General features: G+C 66.0%; 15 protein-coding genes. 11 read left to right on the top strand and 4 right to left on the bottom strand.

The features are described from left to right. From SR858_RS24825 to dsbD, 6 genes are all read left to right on the top strand, one after another. Positions 1-2,133, top strand: coding sequence for a choice-of-anchor D domain-containing protein (locus tag SR858_RS24825; protein WP_322534101.1), 2,133 nt, complete (start codon positions 1-3; stop codon positions 2,131-2,133). A 67-nt stretch (positions 2,134-2,200) separates the two neighbouring features. After that, positions 2,201-2,707, top strand: coding sequence for a TlpA family protein disulfide reductase (locus tag SR858_RS24820; protein ID WP_019924744.1), 507 nt, complete (start codon positions 2,201-2,203; stop codon positions 2,705-2,707). Then, a complete protein-coding gene (locus SR858_RS24815; RefSeq protein WP_019924745.1) occupies positions 2,704-2,919 on the top strand; it encodes a DUF4266 domain-containing protein in 216 nt (71 codons plus the stop codon). The genes SR858_RS24820 and SR858_RS24815 overlap by 4 nt, the downstream gene beginning before the upstream one ends. 10 nt (positions 2,920-2,929) lie before the next feature. Beyond that, positions 2,930-4,081: a DUF3570 domain-containing protein gene (locus SR858_RS24810; RefSeq protein ID WP_154820000.1), complete on the top strand. Its 1,152-nt coding sequence runs from the start codon at positions 2,930-2,932 to the stop codon at positions 4,079-4,081. After that, positions 4,075-4,971, top strand: coding sequence for an FAD:protein FMN transferase (locus tag SR858_RS24805; protein WP_019924747.1), 897 nt, complete (start codon positions 4,075-4,077; stop codon positions 4,969-4,971). Before SR858_RS24810 ends, SR858_RS24805 begins: the two co-directional genes overlap by 7 nt. Position 4,972: 1 nt before the next feature. Further along, positions 4,973-6,871: a protein-disulfide reductase DsbD gene (dsbD, locus tag SR858_RS24800; RefSeq protein WP_019924748.1), complete on the top strand. Its 1,899-nt coding sequence runs from the start codon at positions 4,973-4,975 to the stop codon at positions 6,869-6,871. Between the two features lie 6 nt (positions 6,872-6,877). On the opposite strand, the gene SR858_RS24795 is transcribed toward dsbD, so the two are convergent. Further along, the gene (locus SR858_RS24795) at positions 6,878-7,408 is read right to left on the bottom strand and encodes an Lrp/AsnC family transcriptional regulator (protein WP_019924749.1); all 531 of its coding nucleotides are present in this window, start codon (positions 7,406-7,408) and stop codon (positions 6,878-6,880) included. Between the two features lie 139 nt (positions 7,409-7,547). Between SR858_RS24795 and hppD the strand changes: the two genes are divergently transcribed. After that, complete coding sequence (gene hppD / locus SR858_RS24790; RefSeq protein ID WP_019924750.1) at positions 7,548-8,660, top strand: 4-hydroxyphenylpyruvate dioxygenase; 1,113 nt, start codon at positions 7,548-7,550, stop codon at positions 8,658-8,660. A 106-nt stretch (positions 8,661-8,766) separates the two neighbouring features. Continuing rightward, positions 8,767-12,369 carry an indolepyruvate ferredoxin oxidoreductase family protein gene (locus SR858_RS24785; RefSeq protein WP_026637821.1) on the top strand — a complete coding sequence of 1,201 codons (3,603 nt, stop codon included), beginning with the start codon at positions 8,767-8,769 and terminating at the stop codon, positions 12,367-12,369. A 10-nt stretch (positions 12,370-12,379) separates the two neighbouring features. Here SR858_RS24785 and SR858_RS24780 read toward each other — a convergent pair whose 3' ends face one another. Beyond that, a complete protein-coding gene (locus SR858_RS24780; protein ID WP_019924752.1) occupies positions 12,380-13,888 on the bottom strand; it encodes a polysaccharide deacetylase family protein in 1,509 nt (502 codons plus the stop codon). Positions 13,889-13,903: 15 nt separating this feature from the next. Beyond that, the gene (locus SR858_RS24775) at positions 13,904-14,743 is read right to left on the bottom strand and encodes an AAC(3) family N-acetyltransferase (RefSeq protein ID WP_019924753.1); all 840 of its coding nucleotides are present in this window, start codon (positions 14,741-14,743) and stop codon (positions 13,904-13,906) included. Positions 14,744-14,919: 176 nt separating this feature from the next. Here SR858_RS24775 and SR858_RS24770 point away from each other — a divergent pair, with 176 nt between their 5' ends. Next, positions 14,920-17,622 carry a TonB-dependent receptor plug domain-containing protein gene (locus SR858_RS24770; protein WP_051120406.1) on the top strand — a complete coding sequence of 901 codons (2,703 nt, stop codon included), beginning with the start codon at positions 14,920-14,922 and terminating at the stop codon, positions 17,620-17,622. 87 nt (positions 17,623-17,709) lie between these two features. Here SR858_RS24770 and SR858_RS24765 read toward each other — a convergent pair whose 3' ends face one another. Then, positions 17,710-18,930, bottom strand: coding sequence for an MFS transporter (locus SR858_RS24765; protein WP_019924755.1), 1,221 nt, complete (start codon positions 18,928-18,930; stop codon positions 17,710-17,712). Between the two features lie 103 nt (positions 18,931-19,033). On the opposite strand from SR858_RS24765, the gene SR858_RS24760 reads away from it, so the two are divergent. Both SR858_RS24760 and SR858_RS24755 read left to right on the top strand, forming a co-directional pair. Continuing rightward, complete coding sequence (locus SR858_RS24760; protein WP_019924756.1) at positions 19,034-19,945, top strand: LysR family transcriptional regulator; 912 nt, start codon at positions 19,034-19,036, stop codon at positions 19,943-19,945. A gap of 71 nt (positions 19,946-20,016) precedes the next feature. Continuing rightward, positions 20,017-21,537: a S41 family peptidase gene (locus tag SR858_RS24755; RefSeq protein ID WP_040378199.1), complete on the top strand. Its 1,521-nt coding sequence runs from the start codon at positions 20,017-20,019 to the stop codon at positions 21,535-21,537. Positions 21,538-21,567 lie beyond the last annotated feature (30 nt).

Below are 21,567 nucleotides of genomic sequence, written 5' to 3'. Positions count from 1 at the left end.
ATGGGCGGGACAATGGGGACGGGATTGGCGGCGCGTATGGCCGGGGCGGCATTGATCATCGGGGCGGCAGCAGCTGCGCCGCATGCAGGCGCCGCCGATGCGCTCAACGGCAGGAATTTGTATCTCAACGGCCCGGTGACCGGCGGCGCCAGTTGCGCGTCGTGCCACGGCGCCTCGCCGGCGGCCAATGTCAACGGCATCACGCGCGCGGCCAACCAGCCGTCCGTGATCGCCAATGCGATTGCCAACAATCGCGGCGGCATGGGCAGCCTGTTCACGGGCCGGTTCTCGTCCACCGAACTGGAAGACCTGGCCGCGTTCATCGGCAACCCGAATGTGACGGCCGCGCCCGCAGCTTCGCTGGCGCCGGCGAGCCTGACGTTTACCGGCACCGCCATCGGCCTGACCAGCGGCCCGCTGTCCACTACGCTCAGCAACACCGGCAGCGCCGCGCTCAACATCGGCACCATCGCACTGGGCGGTGCCGCTGCGGGCGATTACAGCATCGGCGGCGGCACCTGCGCCAACGGCGCGGCGGTTGCCGCCGGCGCCAGCTGCACCGTGCAAACCAGTTTCCGTCCGACTGCCGCCGGCAGCCGCGCCGCCACGCTCACCATCACCCATAACGCCACAGGCGGCAGCAGCAGCGTGGCCCTCTCCGGCACCGGCAACAGCACGCCGCAAGCCACCATCGGCCTGTCGGCTGCCACCATCAACTTTGGCGCCCAGCTGACGGGCGCTGCGTCCGCGCCATCTGCCGTCACCGTCACCAACAGCGGCCAGGCCGCGCTCACGTTCAGCAGCATCGCCGTGGGCGGCGCCAACGCCGGCTTCTTCACGGTGGGTGGCACCTGCGCCACCGCCACCCCGGTGGCCGCCGGCGCCAGTTGCACCGTGACCGTTACCGCCACGCCAACCGCCGCCGGCGCCTTTGCCGGCACGCTGACGCTGGCGTCGAACGCTGCCAATGGCAGCGCCGGCGTGGGCTTGAGCGGCACCGCCAGCGCCGCCGCCCCGGCGGTGACTGCTACACCATCGGCCATCGCCTTTGGCGCGCAGACCGTCAACACGCCGGCCGTCGCGCAGACCGTGGTACTGGCCAATACCGGCAACGTGGTCCTGAACATCGCCAGCATCGGCGTCACCGGCGCTGCCAGCGTCACCATCGCGGGCAGCGATTGCGGCAGCACGCTGGCCGTGGGCGCGCGCTGCTCGGTGCCGCTGCGCTTTGCACCGACCACCCCTGGCGCCATTGCCGCCACCCTGGCCGTCACCTCGAACGCTGCGCCGCTGCAAGTGGCGGTCACCGGCACCGGCAGCGCCCAGGCGGTTGGCGTACCGGTCTTGTCCGAAGCCGGACCGATCGCGTTTGCCGACACCCAGGTGGGCGCCACGGCCGCCGTGCACACGACCACCTTCAATAACGCCGGTACCGCTGCGCTGCGCATCGCCACGCTCACGCTGGGCGGCGCCAATCCCGGCGACTTCGTCCTCGGCGGCACCTGCGTGGCCAACGCCCAGGTGGGCGCCGGCGCCAGCTGCACCCTGACCACGGCGCTGCGTCCGACGGCAACTGGCGCCCGCAGCGCCACGCTGATGGTCGTCACCGACGGCGGCGCGCAGTTCTCGCTGGCGCTGGGCGGCAATGGCGTGGCTGTGGCAGCCGGTGCGCCGGCGCTTGGCGTCAATCCGCAAAGCTTCGACTTCGGCGCTGTCACCATCGGCGCCACGCCAACGCGCCGCTTCACGCTGACCAACAGCGGTTCGGCTGCGCTCACACTGTCCGGCGCCACCTTCAGCGGTCCGTTCGCCCAGGTGACCGACAGCACCGGCTGCGCCGCGTTCCCGCTCACGCTCAATCCCGGCGCCACCTGCGACCTGGTGGTGCGCTATACCCCGGTCAACCCGGGCAGCAATAGCGGTTCCATCGTGCTCAATGCGAACGTGGCCGGCGGCAGCTCGACCATCGCCTTGACCGGCCAGGCCACTGCAGCACCGGCAGCCAACGCCACGCCGCAGAACACCGGCGGCGGCGGTTGCTCGGCCTCGCAAGACGTCAACGACCCGATGCTGGCCTTCCTGGTCCTGCTGGCCGGCGGCGTGATCTTCTGGCGCCGCAAGCGCAGCACGTGATCGCGCCGGCATGACATACCGGGCCGCCACGCGGCGGCCCGCCCAACACCAACCGAGGAGCTAAGCAATGAAGATGTTATCGATGGTATCGGCGGCCGCACTGGCCGTTACGCTGGCCGCAGCGCCCGCGCTGGTGCTGGCGCTGGACAAGGGGGCGCCCGCACCGCAGTTCACGCTGCCGGGCGCTGACGGCGAGGTCAAGCTGGCCAGCCTGCAGGGCAAGGTGGTGTACGTGGACTTCTGGGCATCGTGGTGCGGTCCGTGCCGCCAGTCGTTCCCTTGGATGAACGAGATGCAGGCCAAGTACGGCGCGCGCGGTTTGCAGATCGTGGGCGTCAACGTGGACGCCACCAGCGACGAGGCGCGCAAATTCCTCGCCACCACGCCGGCCAGGTTCACCATCGCTTTCGATCCCAAGGGTGCCACCCCGCGCCAGTACGGCATCAAGGGCATGCCCAGCAGCGTGCTGGTAGGCGCCGACGGCAAGGTGATCGCCGAGCATTCCGGTTTCCGCGACAGCGACCGCGCCGCCCTGGAGGCGCAGATCGTCGCCGCCCTGGGAGCGGCCAAATGAAGCTCGTGTTCGTGCTCATGCTGGCCGCAGGGCTGACCGGTTGTGCAGGCTTCGGCCAGGTGCAGCCGTGGGAAAAGGGCAACCTGGCCAAGCCCGAAATGACCTTCAACGACAGCGGGGTGTTCAACCGCTATGACGACCATATCTACACCAGCCGCGAATCGTCTTCGGGCGGCGCCGGCGTCGGTGGCGGCGGCTGCGGCTGCAACTAGGACTATGCACATGGAACCTATCAAGACCGAAACCCCGTCCGCTACGTCTCCCTTCGCGGCCTCCGCCATCCTCGCTGCCGCGCTGCTGCTGCCCGGCGTGCAGGCGCAGGCCGAGGCACTGCCCACCAATGGCGTGATCAGCATCGGCTACCTCGATTACAAGGACAGCCAGTCGGGCCTCGACCGCATCCACGTGAAGGCGCCGTCGGTGTCTGTCATGGCCCCGGTGGCCGGCGTGTGGAGCATCAGCGCTTCGGCCGTGAATGACGACGTCTCGGGCGCTACCCCGCGCTACCACAGCGCGGTATCGGGCGCCTCGCGCATGAGCGACCATCGCACGGCCGGCGACGTTGCCGTCAAGCGCTACTTCGACCGCGGCAGCCTGACCGTGGGGGCGGCATATTCGTCCGAGGACGATTACCTGTCGCGCGCAGTGTCGTTGTCGGGTACCTTCGAGAGCGAAGACCGCAACACCACCTGGTCGGCCGGCATCGGCCGGGCCAACGATGAAATCAACCCCACCAACCAGATCGTCCGGGACGAGCGCAAACACAGCACCAACTTGCTGCTCGGCGTGACGCAGGTGCTGGGCAAGGCCGACGTGGTGCAGGTCACGCTGGCCCACGATATCGGCAAGGGATACTTCAACGATCCGTACAAGTTTCCCGATAACCGCCCGCGCAGCCGCGACGAAAGCACGCTGCTGCTGCGCTGGAACCATTACGTGGAAGCGACCGGCGGCACCAGCCGCACGTCGTACCGCTATTACCGCGACAGCTTCGGCGTGCGCGGCCACACGCTGGGCCAGGAGTTTGTGCAGCCGCTGGCCGATGGCTGGACCGTCACGCCGGAAGTACGGTTGTACAGCCAGCGCGCGGCCGACTTTTATTTCGATCCCGTGTACGACCAGGCGCTGGGCCAGCCGTTCCCGCCGGGCTACAGTCCGAGCAACTTCGCGTCGGCCGATTACCGGCTCTCGGGCTTCGGCGCGGTGACGCTGGGCCTCAAGGTGAGCAAGCAGATCGACAAGGACTGGTCGGTCGATGCCAAGGTCTCGGCCTACCAGCAACGCGGCAGCTGGCGCGCGTTCGGCTCGGGCAGCCCGGGCCTCGAACCGCTGCGCGCGCGCACCATCCAGCTGGCGGTCAACCGCACATGGTAGCGGCCATCCACCGCCAGCAGTTCGACGCCATGGGCAGCCGCTGCGAGTTGCGCCTGTCGGCGCCGAACGCGGCGGCGGCCGCAGCGCTGGCGGCGCGCGCGATCGCCGAAGTGCGGCGAATCGAGACCAAGTATTCGCGCTACCGGCCCGACAGCATCGTCTCGCGCATCAACGCTGCTGCCGGCCGCGCGCCGGTGGCGTGCGACAGCGAGACCATGGCGCTGATCGATTACGCGGCCGCGCTGTTTGCGGCCAGCGGCGGCCTGTTCGACATCACGTCGGGCGTACTGCGCCGGGCCTGGGACTTCGGCAAGCCGCGCGTGCCCGATGCCGATACCCTGGGGCCGTTGCTGGCGCTGGTGGGCTGGCGCCATGTCCATTGCGAGCGGCAGCAGGTGTACCTGCTGCAACCGGGCATGGAGATCGACTTCGGCGGCTTCGGCAAGGAATATGCGGCCGACCGCGCGGCGGCGGTGCTGATCGAGGCCGGCGTGCGGCACGGATACGTAAACCTGGGCGGCGACATGCGCTTTATCGGCCCGCGCCTGGACGGGCGGCCGTGGAGCATCGGCATCCAGGACCCGCGCGACCCCGGCGCCACAATTGCCAGCATCCCGATCAGCTCCGGTGCCTTGACCACCAGCGGCGACTACGAGCGGTTTTTCGAGCTCGATGGCGTGCGCTACTGCCACATCCTCGATCCGCGCACCGGCATGCCGGTGCGGTACTGGCGCTCGGTGAGCGTGATGGCGCCGATGGCGGTGGCGGCGGGCAGCTGCTCCACCATCGCCATGCTCAAGCAACACGAAGGACACACTTTTCTCAAGACCTCCGACATGGGCTACCTGGCCATCGACGAGCACGGACAGACGCTTTACAGGAATCTCTGACATGAAAACACAACAATGGCTGTGGCGCCGCATGCAAATGCCGGCTGCCATGATGGTGGCCGCCCTGGCCATGCTGCTGGCACTGATCATTGGCATGGCCAACCCGGCGCGTGCCGCCGACTTCCTCGAACCCGAGCAGGCGTTCAAGCTCACCGCCACCCAGACCGACGCCCGCACCGTGCGCCTGGCATGGAAGATTGCGCCCGACTACCACCTGTACCGCGAGCGCCTGAGCTTCGAGGCCGACGGCGTGGCACTGGCCACGCCGCGCCTGCCGGACGGCATCCGCAAGTTCGACACCAACTTCAACAAGGAGATGGAGACGTACCAGGATCAGCTGGTGGTCGATCTGCCGCTGGCGTCTGGCAAGCCGATGAAGCTGACCGTGAACTACCAGGGCTGCGCCGACGCGGGCCTGTGCTACGCGCCGGCCAGTGCCAGCTATGCCATCGACCCGGCCAAAACCGGCGTGCTGACGGCGCTGCCGGCCGATGGCGAGGCTGTGCCGGCGGCACCGGCTGGCGCTGCACCAGCTGGCGCTGCACCGGCCGTGCCGCTAGCGGTGGCAGGTGCAGCGACTGCGGCGCCGGCCGTGCATGAGGACGACAGCTCGATTGCCCAGCGCACGCTGGAGAGCGGCAGCGCCTGGCGCATCGGCCTCGCCTTCCTGGTCTTCGGCCTGCTGCTGTCGTTTACGCCCTGCGTGCTGCCGATGGTGCCGATCCTGTCGTCGATCATCGTCGGCGAAGGCAATCCGTCGCGTGGCCGCGGCTTCGCGCTGGCGCTGGCCTACAGCCTGGGCATGGCGCTCGTGTATACCTCGCTCGGGGTGGCGGCGGGCCTGGCCGGCGAAGGCCTGGCGGCAGCGCTGCAAAAACCGGCCGTGCTGCTGACCTTTGGCGCGCTGCTGTTCGTGCTCTCGCTGTCGATGTTCGACGTGTACCAGTTGCAGCTGCCCAGCAACCTGCAAAGCCGCCTCAGTTCCGCCAGCGGCAATATGGGCGGCGGCAAGTTCGCCGGCGTGTTTGTCATGGGGGCGCTGTCGGCCCTGATCGTGGGGCCGTGCGTGGCCGGTCCGCTGGCCGGTGCGCTGCTGTACATCAGCCAGACCCGCAACGTCTGGACCGGCGGCTGGGCGCTGTTCTCGATGGCCGTGGGCATGAGCGTGCCGCTGCTGCTGACTGGGATCTCGGCCGGCAGCCTGCTGCCGCGCGCCGGCGGCTGGATGAATGGCGTGAAAAAGCTGTTTGGCCTGCTGCTGATCGCCACCGCGATCTGGATGATCACGCCGGTTTTCTCGGCCACGACCGGCATGGTGCTGTGGGGTGTGTTCGCGCTGCTGTGCGCCGCGTTCCTCAACGTGTTCGAATCCGCGCCCAAGGGGGCCGGACTGGGCACGTACGTGGGCAAGGCGCTGGGCATGGCGCTGCTGCTGGTCGGTGTGCTGGAACTGACGGGCGCCGCCAGCGGTGGCCGCGATGTGCTGCAGCCGCTCGGTCATCTGGCGGCGCGCGGTGGTGACGCAGGCGCCGCGCCGGCGGCGGCCGACGCGCACTTCCCGCGCATCAAAACCGTGGCGGAGCTGGACCAGGTCCTGGCCACCACCAGGACCCCGGTGATGCTGGACTTCTACGCCGACTGGTGCGTGTCGTGCAAGGAGATGGAGCGCTTCACGTTTTCGCAGCAGGCAGTGAAGGACAAGATGGCCAGGATTCGCGTACTGCAGGTGGACGTGACGGCCAATAACGCCGACGACAAGGCGCTGATGAAACGCTTCGGCCTGTTCGGCCCGCCCGGCATGATCCTGTTCAAGGATGGCCAGGAAGTGCCGGGCAGCCGCGTGATCGGCTTCATGAAAGCCGAGCCGTTTTTAAATCATCTGAACCGTCACTTCCCATAACAGTGGTTACGGCTGGCTGGTCAGCGGCAGCGCGGTCGTATCCTTGATGCGCTGCAGGGCGAAGCTCGATTTCACGTCGAGCACCGCCGGGTGGCGCAGCAGGGTGGCCATCATGAAGCGCGAGAAGTGCTCCATGTCTTCCACGTGCACGCGCAGCAGGTAATCCATCTCCCCCGTCATCGCATAGCAGGCCACTACTTCGGGCCACTGTCCCACCGAGTCGGCAAAGTCGGCGCGCGGCGACGGTGGCGCATTGGGGGCGCCCAGCGCGCGCGCGTTGCTGTGGGCGCCGGCGTCGCTGTGCTTTTCCAGCCGCACGTTCACATAGGCCAGCAGGCCCAGGCCGATCTTGTCGGGGTCGAGCAGCGCCACGTACTGGCGGATCACGCCAGCCTCTTCGAGCCGCTTGATGCGGCGCAGGCACGGCGATGGCGACAGCGCCACCATCTCGGCAACATCCTGGTTGGACAGCCGGCCGTCGGCTTGCAAAATGGACAGAATTTTGCGATCGGTTTTGTCCAATGCAACTTTGGTCATAATTACCTCAATAAATCAGCGTTAAGGCAATATTATTGCGCACATTCGCCATGTCGGGGAATTGTTTGCAATTAAATGCCGGGAAGGCGGGTCTATACTGGGCGATAAATTCGCATAACAAAACCAGGAGGAGATACAAATGCAATTCCAGCCATGGGACAACCCGATGGGCACCGACGGCTTCGAGTTCGTCGAATACGCGGCCCCGGACCCGCAGGCGCTTGGCGCCCTGTTCGAGAGCATGGGCTTTACCGCCATCGCCCGCCATCGCCATAAAAACGTCACCTTGTACCGCCAGGGCGACATCAATTTCCTCATCAACGCCGAGCAGGATTCGTTTGCCCAGCGCTTCGCGCGCCACCACGGCCCGTCCGTGTGCGCGATCGCGATCCGCGTCAAGGACGCCGCGTTTGCGTACCGGCGCGCGCTCGAGCAGGGCGCCTGGGGATTCGACAACAAGAACGGTCCGATGGAACTCAATATCCCCGCCATCAAGGGCGTGGGCGATTCGCTGATTTACCTGGTCGATCGCTGGCGTGGCAAAGATCGTGAAAAAAACGGCGGTGAGCAGGGCGCCATCGGCGACATCAGCATTTACGATGTCGATTTCGTAGCCATACCCGGCGCCGAGGCCAACCCGGTAGGCCATGGCCTCACGTACATCGACCACCTGACCAACAACGTCCATCGCGGCCGCATGAAGGAATGGGCCGACTTCTACGAGAAGATGTTCAACTTCCGCGAAGTGCGCTACTTCGATATCGAGGGCAAGCATACCGGCCTGAAATCGAAGGCCATGACCTCGCCCTGCGGCAAGGTGCGCATCCCGATCAACGAATCGTCGGACGACAAGTCGCAGATCGCCGAATACCTGGACCAGTACCACGGCGAAGGCATCCAGCACATCGCGCTCGGCACGGACGACATCTACACGTCGATCGAGGGCATGAAGGCGGCCGGCATCGCCTTCCAGGACACCATCGAAACGTATTACGAGCTGGTCAACCGCCGCTTGCCGAACCATGGCGAACGGTTGGAAGACCTGCGCCGCCTGCGCATCCTGATCGATGGCCAGAGCAACGAAACTGAGCGCGAACTGCTGCTGCAGATTTTCACGCAAAACGTGATCGGCCCGATCTTCTTCGAGATCATCCAGCGCAAGGGCGACCAGGGCTTCGGCGAGGGTAATTTCCGCGCCCTGTTCGAATCGATCGAACTCGATCAAATCAAGCGGGGAGTGTTGACCGCATAATCGTTATTTTCGCCGGCAGCGCCTCACAGATTGGCGCGCCGGCACTGAAGCACATTCCGTGCGCGCTCACGAGGCGCGCACTGCAAGAATAGTGGAGACAAACACAATGAACGCACCTCAAAAGGGTTTGCTACTGGATCCGGCCATCCCGACGGATGTACCTGAATTCTCGCTCGACGACAAGTGGACGCTCGAACGCGGCCGCGCCTTCATGACCGGCACCCAGGCCCTGATCCGCCTGCCGATGATGCAGCGCGAACGCGACTTGCAGGCCGGCCTCAATACCGCCGGCTACATCACCGGCTATCGCGGCTCCCCCGTCACCAGCGTGGACATGACGGCCATGAAGGCCAAGAAATACCTCGACGCCCACCACGTCAAGTTCCATCCCGGCATGAACGAAGACCTGGCCGCCACCGCCGTCTGGGGCACCCAGCAGACCAACCTGTTCAAGGACGCCAAGTACGACGGCGTGTTCTCGATGTGGTACGGCAAAGGCCCGGGCGTCGATCGCTGCGGCGACGTCTTCAAGCACGCCAACAACGCCGGCTCCGCACAGCACGGCGGCGTGCTGGTACTGGCCGGCGACGACCATGCCGCCAAGTCGTCGTCCACTGCGCACCAGTCGGATCACATCCTCAATGCCTGCGGCATCCCGGTGCTGTACCCGGCCTCGGTGCAGGAGTACATCGACTACGGGCTGCACGCGTGGGCCATGAGCCGCTACACCGGCCTGTGGGTGTCGATGAAGTGCGTCACCGACATCATCGAGTCGGGCGCGGTGGTCGATTTCGACCCGGACCGCGTCAAGATCGAGCTGCCGACGGACTTCGAGCTGCCGGCCGGGGGCCTCAACATCCGCTGGCCCGACACCGTGCTTGACATGGAAGTACGGATGAACACCTACAAGTGGTACGCGGCCCTGGCGTACTGCCGCGCCAACAAACTCAACAAGATCATCTGGGACAGCCCCAAGCCCAAGATCGGCATCATCACCGCCGGCAAGTCGTACCTCGACACGCGCCAGGCGCTGGCCGACTTGGGCATCGACGAGCAGGCCGCCGCCGACATCGGCATCCGCCTGTACAAAATCGGCATGACCTGGCCGCTCGAAGCGGACGGCGTGCACGAATTTGCCAAGGGCCTCGACGAAATCCTGGTGGTCGAAGAAAAACGGCAAATCCTCGAATACGCGTTGAAGGAAGAGCTGTACAACCTGCCCGACGGCGAACGTCCGCGCGTGGTGGGCAAATTCGACGACACGGGCGAGTGGAGCAACAAGGGCAAGACCGGCCACGGCGACTGGCTGCTGCCGGCCACGTACGAACTCAATCCCGCGCAGATCGCCCGCGCGATCGCTTCGCGCATCGCCCATTACTGCGATGGCCACCCGGTGGCGGAGCGCGTCAAGCAGCGCATCGCCTTCCTCGAGGCGAAGGAGCTGGCGCTGACCACGCTGCCGGCAAAACCGAATCCGCAGACCGACCGCACGCCGTTCTTCTGCTCGGGGTGTCCGCACAACAGTTCGACCAAGGTGCCGGAAGGCTCGCGCGCGCTGGCCGGCATCGGCTGCCATTACATGGTGCTGTGGATGGACCGCGAAACGTCCACGTTTACCCACATGGGCGCCGAAGGCGTCACCTGGGTGGGGCAGGCGCCGTTCACCAACGAGAAGCACGTGTTTACCAACCTCGGTGACGGCACGTATTTCCACTCCGGCATCCTGGCGATCCGCGCCGCCGTCGCGGCCAAGGTCAACATCACCTATAAAATCCTGTTCAACGACGCGGTGGCCATGACCGGCGGCCAGTCGTTCGACGGTCCGCTCGATCCCGGCATGATCTCGCGCCAGATCGCCGCCGAAGGTGTCACGCCGATCATCGTCGTCACCGACGAACCCGATAAATACCCGTCCGATTACAAGTGGGCTGAAGGCGTGACCGTGCGCCACCGTTCGGAACTGATGGACGTGCAGCGCGAACTGCGCGACCAGCCGGGCGTGTCGGCCATGATCTATGACCAGACCTGTGCGTCGGAAAAACGCCGCCGCCGGAAACGCAACGAGTACCCCGATCCGGCCAAGCGCGCCGTGATCAATGAGGCCGTGTGCGAAGGCTGCGGCGACTGTTCGGTGCAGTCGAACTGCCTGTCGGTCGAACCACTGGAGACGGAACTGGGCCGCAAGCGCCAGATCAACCAGTCGTCGTGCAACAAGGACTTTTCGTGCACCACCGGTTTCTGCCCGAGCTTTGTGACGGTGGAAGGCGGCGCCCTGAAAAAGCCGAAGAAGGCTGCTGCCGGCAAGGATGCTGCGGGTAACGCAACCCCGCCTGCGGTGCTGCCGACGCCGGTACTGCCCTCGACCGCGCAACCGTACGGCATCCTGATCACCGGCATCGGCGGCACCGGCGTGGTGACGGTCGGCCAGATCCTGGCCGTGGCGGCGCACGTGGAGGGCAAGGGCGCCATCGTGCTCGACATGAGTGGCCTGGCGCAAAAGGGCGGCCCGGTGATGTCGCACGTGCGCCTGGCCGACAGTCAAGCCGACCTGCACTCCACCCGCGTGGGCACCGGCAGCGCCGACCTGGTGATCGGCTGCGACCTGATCGTCACGGCCAGCCGCGACGCCCTGTCGCGCATGGGAGAAAACCGCACGCACGCCATGATCAACTCCACCGGCTCATCGACGGCGGCATTCGTCAAGAACCCGGACTGGCAGTTCCCGGACGCCAGCTCGCGCAGCGAAATCGTGCGCGCCTGCGGCGAGAACATGGCCGACTTCGTCGATGCCGGCCAGATCGCCACCGCGCTGATGGGCGACTCGATCGCCACCAATATGTTCATGCTCGGCTATGCGTTCCAGAAGGGCCATGTGCCGCTGTCGGAATCATCGATTGTGCGCGCGATCGAACTCAATGGCGTGTCGGTGGCGTTCAACCAGGCCGCGTTTACCTGGGGCCGCACGGCCGCGCACGACCTCGGTTCGGTCACGCGCCTGACCGCGCCAGCGAAGGTGATCGAGTTCAAGCGCATCCAGACGCTCGACGACGTCATTGCCAAACGGATGGAACTGCTCACCGCGTACCAGAATGCGGCGTACGCGCAGCAGTACCTGGCGCTGGTGGACGACGTGCGCGCCGCCGAAGCGAAACTGGGCAAGGGCACGCGCCTGGCCGAAGCCGTGGCGCGCTACTACTACAAGCTGATGGCCTACAAGGACGAGTACGAGGTGGCGCGCCTGTACACCGACGGCGCGTTCCAGAAAAAGATCGCCGCCATGTTCGAGGGCGACATCACGCTCAAGTTCCACCTGGCGCCGCCGATCATGGCCAGGCACGACGCCCAGGGCCAGCTGGTGAAAAAGGAGTTCGGTCCGTGGATGATGAAGGCGTTTGGCGTGCTGGCCAAATTCAAGGGCTTGCGCGGCACGGCCCTCGATATCTTCGGCTACACCGAAGAGCGCAAGACCGAGCGCGCCCTGATCGGCCAGTACCGCGAGACCGTACGTGCGCTGCTGCCCAAGCTGACGGTAGCGAACCTGGCGCAGGCGGTGGCGATTGCCAGCATTCCCGAAGATATCCGCGGTTATGGCCACGTCAAGGAACGCCACCTGAAGGCGGCCAGGCAGAAGGAGGCGGGCTTGATTGCCGCTTTTGAACAGCCGGCTGAAAAGGTGATTGAGCTGGTGCGGCAGGCGCACGTGGCCTGACGCACGCAGCTTACGCTTCGAGGATTTTGCGGAACAGCTCGCGGTCGCCCGGCTCCGTGAAGCGCGAGTTATGCCATAGCAGGTTGAAGTCGCCGTAGCGCAGCGCGGTGTGCTTGAGCCGCACCATGGTGTCCAGCGCCGACTCGGGGTCCGCCCGGGCCGAGTCGCCCAGCACCGCGCTTTCCATCAGAATCAGGGGCCGCTGCCGCAAACGCAGCGGCCCCTGTTTTTTCCAGCTCCACATCGGAAATTCGCGGGCCGTACCATAACGAAAGCCCGGATCGTACGGAAAGCCACCGGTCGCATCGTAGTCGAAGCCGGCTTGCTCCAGCAGGTCCGGCGTGATGGCCGCATCCCAGCGCAGGTAGTGCTGGCGGTTGCCGCGCACCTGGGTGTTGTCGGCGGTTGCGGTAGCGAGCACGATCCCCGCCGTTGTAACCGCCCCCACACTGGCTCGCGTGCCGCTACCGGTACCTGTTCCAGCACCGGCGCGTGCACAAGCGCGAGCGGCCACCAGGCGCTGGCGCTCACGAGCCAGTTGCGCGCCGTCGCGGTAAGTATGGAAGCTCCCGTGCAGGCCGATTTCGTGGCCGCGCGCGGCGATCTGCGCCAGCAGCGCCTGCATCCTCGGCTCCTCCAGCGCGTAGGCGCAGTCGTAGCGCGTGCGCCCCGGCGTGGCGATGAAGTAGAACGCGCCCCTGGTGCCGCACGCTTCGAGCTGGGTCATGTACCAGTCGAAGGTCCAGTGCGGGTCGTGGCGATAGTCGCCCCGGCGGCTTTGCCACGCGTTTTTCAGCCGCGCCGTTGCGCCCGCGACCGACCGTTTGCGCAGCAGTGCACCGGCCACGCCCTGCGCCAGCAGCCACGGATTGCGGATCCAGCGCTCGTACGGTTCATCGACATCGCAGCTCACGCGCATGGCGCCACCGGCCTGCCTGCGGGTGAGGCCGGGCCAGACGCAGCGCAGCGCCGCCCACAGGATCTCGATGTATTCGTCCACCAGCGGACGTTGCAGGAAGCCGCGCTGCACTGCCAGCGAAGCGGCAGCGGGAAAGCGGTCGTACTGGTCGCGCGCGGGGCTGAGCACTTCCTCGTAGCGCGACAGCAGGAAGAAAATCGCGCCGATCACGTCGAGTTCCAGGTGCGCGCCGCGTGGCGTGTGGACCAGGCCCGGCGCGCCCCACAGCACCGGCACCGATGGATCTTCCAGTAGCACGTCCAGCATGGCGCGCACATTGATCCACTGGCGTGGCGGATCGAGCAGCAATGCCGCCGGTTGCTGCCACAGGTCCTGGTGCCGGCGGAAGAAGTCGTTCTCCAGCGTCAGCATCCGGCCGCGCCAGCGACATGCAAACTGGCCGCCTGCATTACCGCCGGCCTGCTTTCCGCCGATCTGCTGTTCGGCGTGCTCCACGAAGCGCGCCGGCACGCCCAGCACCTCGTCGAAGATCCACCGCAGCACCCATTGCGCAGGCTGGCGGCAGGCCGCTGGCACCACGATCTCGAGAGCGTCATTCATAAAAGGCCTCCAGCGTCAGGTGTAGGACTGGCGGCGCACCCGCCGCCACAGCCACAGGGGCCAGCGGTGAATGCGGTCCCAGCGCAGCGCATTGCAGGTCAGGCAGTCGGGCGCATCGCACAGGTTGAAGCGGCTGTCGCGCGACAGGATGGCATGCTCGATGGCGTAGCACTGCGCGGCCGGCGCGCAGATGGCATAGGCGTTGCCGACTCGGCCTGTGGTGAGGATGCCGTGCCGCACATAGGCGCCATAAAACTTCCAGTACGAGTTGGAGCAGCAGCCGGGATCGCGCCGGTGGAACACGCGCACCTGGCCCTGGTCGTCGCGGTAGCGGCTCACCGACAGCCAGGGAAAGATGCGGCGCCGGTGCAGCCCAAGGTCCACTTCCGCCAGGTGAGTGGTGGTAAAGCCCGGGTTGACGGCCACGCAGCCGGCCACCAGCATCTTGGCGTCGAGCGCGATCAGCTTGCGCATCGGCTCGTAGGCGCCATCGGCGGGGCCGTGCCCTTCAGTGAGCGCCCGCGCATGTCGGCCGATGGCGACAATCGAGCATTGCGGGTGCGTGCTGCGGCAGGCATCCGGGTGGGCCAGCATGGCGTTGGGCAGGGCGCCCGCGTACGAAGGCGTGGCGGGCGTGAACGGCGCCAGTCGCCTTGCCTGCCACCACCAGCCGCCCCGGGTGAACGCCAGGCAGGCCACCGTGCCCTGGTCGCCCAGCAAATCCAGCAGCTCGGCCAGAAAATCGCCGCCGCCTGCACCCGCCCGGCCGACGGCGCGGTACGCAGCCCGCGCCAGCACCACGTCGCCGGGAGCGATGCCCATTTGCAGTAAATCGTTGCGCAGCGAGGTTGCCATGATCGACGGAGAAAGTGGACGGACGAGTATCCAAGTTAGCAGCGCTGCCAGGGCAGGGCAGGAGGTAGCGCAAACGAGTGCACCAAAATAATGCATAAGCATGCGCGAAAACCTTCGTTCACGACTGAAGTGATCGTTGCTAAGGTGGCAGTCTTTACTTTATAGAACCATTTTCAATGACAACACAATTCGAATTGAAACCGCTGGCAGCGGGCGCTATCGCGCTGCTGTGCAGTGTGGCGAGCCCAGCTACCCTGGCACAAACGGGAGTTGCCGCTCCCGCCGCCACCCCTGCGGCCACCGAGGTCGTCATCACCGGCTCGCGCATCCCGCGCGCCAGCCTGGAAGGACCGTCCCCCGTCACCATCATCACCGCTGCCGATCTGACGAAACAGGGGTTTACCAATGTGTTCGATGCGCTGTCGAACCAGTCGCAGAACAGCGGCTTTACCCAGGGCGCCGACTACGGCAACACGTTTACGCCATCGGCCAACGCCATCAGCCTGCGTGGCCTCGGGCCGAATCACACGCTGGTGCTGCTCAACGGCCGCCGCATGGCGGACTTCCCGATCGCCTACGAAGGCACGGTCAATTTCACCAACCTGGCCAATATTCCGTCGAGCGTGGTGGAGCGCATCGAGATACTCAGCGGCGGCGCGTCCGCCATCTATGGCTCGGACGCGATTGCCGGCGTGGTCAACATCATCCTGAAAAAGCAGTACAGCGGCTACGACATCAACCTCAAGGCCGGCGGCACATCGCGCGGCGGCGCAGCCAACCAGCGCTTGCAGTTTTCCGGCGGCCAGAGCTTCGGCAAGCTCAACACCCTGTTCAGCGTGGAGCTGCTCGAACGCGATCCGCTCTCCAGCGCCGACCGCGATTTCATGGCCACGCGTACCGGCGTGGCGCCCACGTCGCTGCTGGGCCGGCGCGACGTCACCGCCAACCGCTACATCGATCCGGGCGACACCTGCGCCGCACTGGGCGACCTGTTCGGCGGCAGCACCGTCAAGTACACGGCGCGCAACGGCAGCTATTGCGCCAGCCCCAAGGTGGGACCCACCTACTGGACCACCCAGACCAGAAACAGCAGCCAGAACGTGTTCGGCGGCGCCAACTACGCGCTGTCGCCGACCACCACGCTGTATGCGGAAGCGCTGTTCGGCCATAACCGCACCTCCAACAACACGCGCGGCCCGTCGTGGACCTCGCGCTCGGTGAGCGACGCCTACTTCTGGAACCGCAACACCAGTGCCTACGAGGCCTGGAGCCGCTATATCTCACCCGAGGAAATGGGCGGCGTGGAACGCTATGACCGGCGCTGGGACGACCAGGCCAGCTCGCTGTCGCTGGGCGCCAGGGGCGACATTCCCGGCACCGGCTGGCAGTACGAGGCCGGCTACACCGCCTCGCTGTACAAGAGCCAGGGCACCACCCCGCGCGCGCTGGCCAATATCGACAGCTTCTTCCTCGGCCCGCAGCAGGGCGTGGACGCCAACGGCGTGGCGATTTATGCGCCCGATCCGGCGAGCCTGGCGCAGCGCCTGACGCCGGCGGAATTCGACAGCATCACCGGCCGCACCGTGAGCAACGACAAGTCCTGGACCAATACCCTGAGCCTGACGGCCAACGGCGAAGCGTTCGCGCTGCCGGCCGGTCCGCTGCGGCTGGCCACGGTGGCCGAAGTAGGCAAGCAGGGCTTTTCCAACCGCCCGGACGGGCGCATCAACGAAGGCTATTTCAATCTGGCCGGCACGTCCGACGTCACGGCCGGCACCCGCGAGCGCTACGCGCTGGGCCTGGAAGCGAATGTGCCGATCCTGGCCACGCTGTCGGCCACGCTGGCCGGCCGCTACGACCGCTACAGCTTTGCCGATCGCCACGATGGCAAAGCCACCTACAACGGCGGCATCGAATGGCGTCCGCTCAAGCAGTTGCTGGTGCGCGGCACCTACGGCACCAGCTTCCGCGCGCCGGACATGAACTACATCTACAAGGCGCGCGGCACCGGCTACTACTCGCAAACCACCGATTACTACCGCTGCGCACAGGCCGGCCAGCCGGTGGCCGACTGCGATTTCGCCAACGTCTCGCCGGGATCGAACTACGTGCAGACCGGCAGCCGCGACCTGCGTTCCGAAAAGGGCCGCTCGAGTGGCCTCGGCATCGTCTGGTCGCCCAGCGCCGACTTCGACGTCACGCTCGACTACTGGAACATCAAGATCGACGACCTGGTGACCAACCTCAGCGCCGACCAACTGCTGCGCGACGAAGCCCAGTGCCGCATCGCCGGCGACCTGATTTCGCCCACCTGCGCCGACACCATCGGCCGCATTTCACGCTATCCGCTCACCGCGATCAACCGCCCCGGCGAAATCCGCGAAATCCTGGTCAACCCGATCAACGCCGCCTCCACCAGCGTCGATGGCATCGATGTGAGCGGCCGCTATGCGCTGCGCACCACCGGCTACGGTGTGTTCACCACCAAGTTCAATTACTCGAAAACGCTCAACAAGCATTCGCGCCAGTTCGCCGGCGATCCGCTCAACGACGACCTGGCGGACCTGGGCAACTACGACTGGCGCGACAAGCTCAATGCCAGCCTGACCTGGAACCGGGGGGGCTGGTCCAACACCGTGTTCCTGCAACGCTATGGCAAGGTGCCCAACGGCGCCGGTGACGCCTACCTGACGCCGACCACCCTGGTCAACGCCAGCGTGGTGTACCGCCTCAATGAGCACGCCACGGTGTCGGTCTCGGTCAACAACCTGTTCAACAAGGTCAAGAGCGATGTGAGCGGCGGCTGGCCGTACTACCCGGTAGGAAACTACAGCCCGGTCGGACGGCAGGGCTGGGTGGAAGTGAACTACCACTTCTAAAATCGACATAGCCTTCAGAGCAGGTCGTAGCGACGAAGACAGTACGATAGTACGGCGAGGCGCTGCAACGCCGCCATGAAGGCTATGTTATGCCGGTTTGCGCTGTGCCGAGGTGTGGGCGGCATACTCGGTAATCCAGTAAATCAGTGCCAGGCCGGGGAATGCCATCCCGGTCAGCAGCGCCGCATGCCAGCCATGTGCGGCGTACATCCAGCCGCCCAGGGCGGAACCGAGCGCGCCACCGGCGAAGAACAGCGCGAAGTACACGCCATTCAAACGGCTGCGCACATGGGCGCCCAGCGAGAAGATCGCGCGCTGGCCCAGCACCAGGTTGGCCGCCACCCCCATGTCCAGCACGATGGACGCCACCACCAATATTCCCAGCGAGACGTTGCGCATGGCCGCCGATTCGGGCGCTGCCATCGGCAGAGCGAACGCGATCACGCCCAGCGCCAGGGCCGCAGCCGTGGCCGTCAAGGTGTGGCCTGCATCGGCCAGGCGTCCGGCGATCGGCGACGCTACCGCACCGGCCATGCCCACCAGGGCAAAGATGGCGATGCCGGTTTGCGACAGGTGGAACTGCGGACCAGCGAGCATCAGCGGCGCCACGGTCCAGAACAGGCTGAACGAACCGAACAGGCCGGCGTGGTAGGCGGCACGGCGGCGCAGCACCGGCGTGGTCGCAAACAGATGCCACAGCGATGCCAGCAGGGCAGGGTAGGTGATGCTCGATACCGGTACGCGTTCGGGCAGCTTGGCGCGCAGGACCAGGGCCACGACCAGCACGATCAGCGCGGCGCCGCCGAACACCACGTGCCAGTTGGTGGCGTCGGCCACCAGGCTGGCGACCGGGCGCGCCAGCATGATCCCCAGCAGCAGGCCGCTGACCACCTTACCGACCGTGTGGCCGCGCGTGGCCTCTTTCGAGAGGTGGGCGGCAAACGGCACGATGATCTGCGCCGCCACGGAACCCAAGCCGATACCCAATGCGGCCACCAGGAACAGCCAGGCGCTGGTGGAAAACGCGGCGATGACCAGCATCGCCGAGGTAAACAACAGGCCGGTAAAGATCAGGCGGCGGTTTTCCAGCAGGTCGCCCAGCGGTACGATGAACAGCAGGCCGATGGTGTAGCCGATCTGGGTGAGCGTGACGATCAGGCCCGCCGCTTCGGCGGACAGCCCGGTGGCGGCGCTGATCGGCCCGACCAGGGTCTGGGCGTAGTACAGGTTGGCGACGATCAGGCCGGTGGCCGCGGCCAGCAGCATGACCATGCCATTGCTGATGTCTTTGTCTTCTGTCTGATTCATGATGAACTCCGGTGGAGATAACGATGAACCCAGTGTAGGCCGATTGCGGCCAAAGATAATCAGGGCATAATGGTCATATACCATTCATTTAATGTGAACAATCATGGACAAATTGAAGGCCATGCAGACCTTCGTACGCATCGTCGAAGCCAACAGCTATACCAAGGCTGCCGAAACGCTCGACCTGCCGCGCGCCGCGCTCACCGCCACCATCAACAGGCTCGAAGCGTTCCTCGGCACCCGGCTGCTGCACCGGACCACGCGCCGGCTGTCGCTCACGCCCGACGGCGCCGACTACTTCAAGAAGTGCCTGGACATATTGGAGGCGGTGGAAGACGCCGAAAGTACTTTTCGGGGACAGAATTTGCAGCGCCCGCGCGGCAAATTGCGGGTGGACCTGCCCGGCGCGGTAGGCCGCCACCTGGTCATGCCGCGCATCGCCGACTTCACCCGCGCCTATCCCGAGATCGAACTGATGGTCAGCATGACCGAGCGCGTGGTGGACCTGACGCAGGAGGGCCTCGACTGCGCGCTGCGCGTGGGCGAGTTGCAGGACTCGTCGCTGGTGGGGCGGCGCCTGGGCAGTATGGGCTTTCTTACCTGCGCCTCGCCGTGGTACCTGGCGCAGCACGGGGCGCCGCACACGCTCGACGATTTGCCCGGCCATCGCGGCGTGTTGCATTTTTCCGGCCGCACCGGGCGCGTGTTCGACTGGGACTTCATGGTCGATGGCCGCGCCGTGATCGTCCCGATACGCGGGGCGATCGCGGTCAATGAGCCCGATGCATATATCAGTTGCGCGTTGCAGGGCATGGGCCTGATCCAGGCCGCGCGCTACCAGGTGCGCGACCACCTGGCCAGCGGCGCGCTGGTGGAGGTGCTGGCGGCCACGCCACCGGCGCCGATGCCGATCTCGCTGCTGTACCCGCAAGGCCGCATGGCGTCGCCGCGCCTGGGCGTGTTCGCGGCATGGCTGGCGGAGCTGTTGCGCAGCGACCCCGACTTGCAGGCATAGGACCCATCGGTTGTGAAAATAAGTAGCTTAATTTGCACTTTTCTCGTATGTCACCAGCTATAATGTTGCATATGAACATTAAATTATCTCCTGCATTCATGGCCGCGCTCGCTGCCGCGGCCGTGTTGTCCGGCTGCGGCGGTGGTGGTGGCTCCTCCGGCACGACCGCCGGCAACGGTGCAAATTCCGGCAGCGGAGCCACGGGCTCAACAGACACGCGCAGCGACTATGTCAGGCTGGCCGCATCCTGCCAGCGTCCGCGCAGCGGCACCTCGGCTGCTGGCGTGCGTTTCCCTGACCGCCAGGGCAGCCTGAGCGACGAGCTCAAGTGGGTGCGTTCATTCATCGACGAGACCTACCTGTGGTACCGTGAAGTGCCAACCACCCTGCGCCAGGAAAACTACAGCAACCCGATCGATTACTTCGCCGACCTCAAGACGACGGCGGTCACATCCTCGGGCCGTGCCAAGGACCAGTTCCACTTCACCTATGCCACCGACGAGTGGGAAGCGTCGTCCACCAGCGGCATCGAACTGGGTTACGGCGTGACCTGGGCCTCCAGTGCTGCGGGCGTGCTGCCGCGGCTGTGGCGGGTCACCCTGGTGGAGCCGGGCTCGCCGGCCGCCCTTGCCGGCGTACAGCGCGGCGACACCCTGCAACTGGTCGATGGCGTATCGATTTCCGATACCACGCAGTCCGGCATCAACGTGATCAATGCCGCGCTGTTCCCGGAATCGGCGGGCAGCCTGCACCGCTTTGCGCTGGACCGCAACGGCGTCACCGTCAATGTGCAGCTGGCCGCCGCCCGGCTGTCGCTGCAGCCAGTCGCCAACGTCAAGGTCATCGACACTCCGACCGGCAAGGTCGGCTACCTGCTGTTCAACGACCATAATGCGGTCGCCGAAACCCAGCTGATCGCCGCCATCAATACCCTGAAAGCGGCCAACGTCACCGACGTGGTGCTCGACATGCGTTACAACGGCGGCGGCTACCTGGCCATTGCCAACGAACTGGCCTACATGATCGCCGGTCCCACCCCGACTACCGGCAAAGTGTTCTCGCGCCTGCAGTTCAACGACAAGACCACGCCGATCGCGCCGATGAACTTCCTCGCCAGCGCTGCGGGTATCAGCTCGCCGGCGCCAACTGCGGCCGGCACCGCGCTGCCTTACCTCGGCCTGCGCCGGGTAACGATGCTGACCACGCCCGGCACCTGCTCGGCCAGCGAGTCGGTGATCAACGGCTTGCGCGGCGTTGACGTGGAAGTGAACCTGGTCGGCGGCGAAACCTGTGGCAAGCCCTATGGTTTCTACCCCGAGGACAACTGCGGCACCACGTATTTCGCAGTGCAGTTCCAGGGCGTGAACAACAAGGGCTTCGGCGACTACGCCAACGGCTTCCAGCCGACCTGCCGGGTCGGCGACGACCTGACCCGCCCGGTGGGCGACACCAGCGAAGGCATGCTGTCGGCGGCGCTCAGCTACCGCGCCAATGGCATCTGTCCCGCCACGGCCTCGCGCTTTGCCGCCGGTGCCGCCACGCCGCTCAAACTGGTGCGCCCGCTGGCCAAGGAAGCCGCCATCCTCAGGTAGTTTCCAGCGCCGAAGCGGATTATAATTTTC

This window comes from Duganella zoogloeoides (genome assembly GCF_034479515.1).
GTDB lineage: Bacteria > Pseudomonadota > Gammaproteobacteria > Burkholderiales > Burkholderiaceae_D > Rugamonas > Rugamonas zoogloeoides.
Note: the sequence above shows the minus strand (reverse complement) of the source record. Positions and strands in the feature narration are given on the sequence as shown.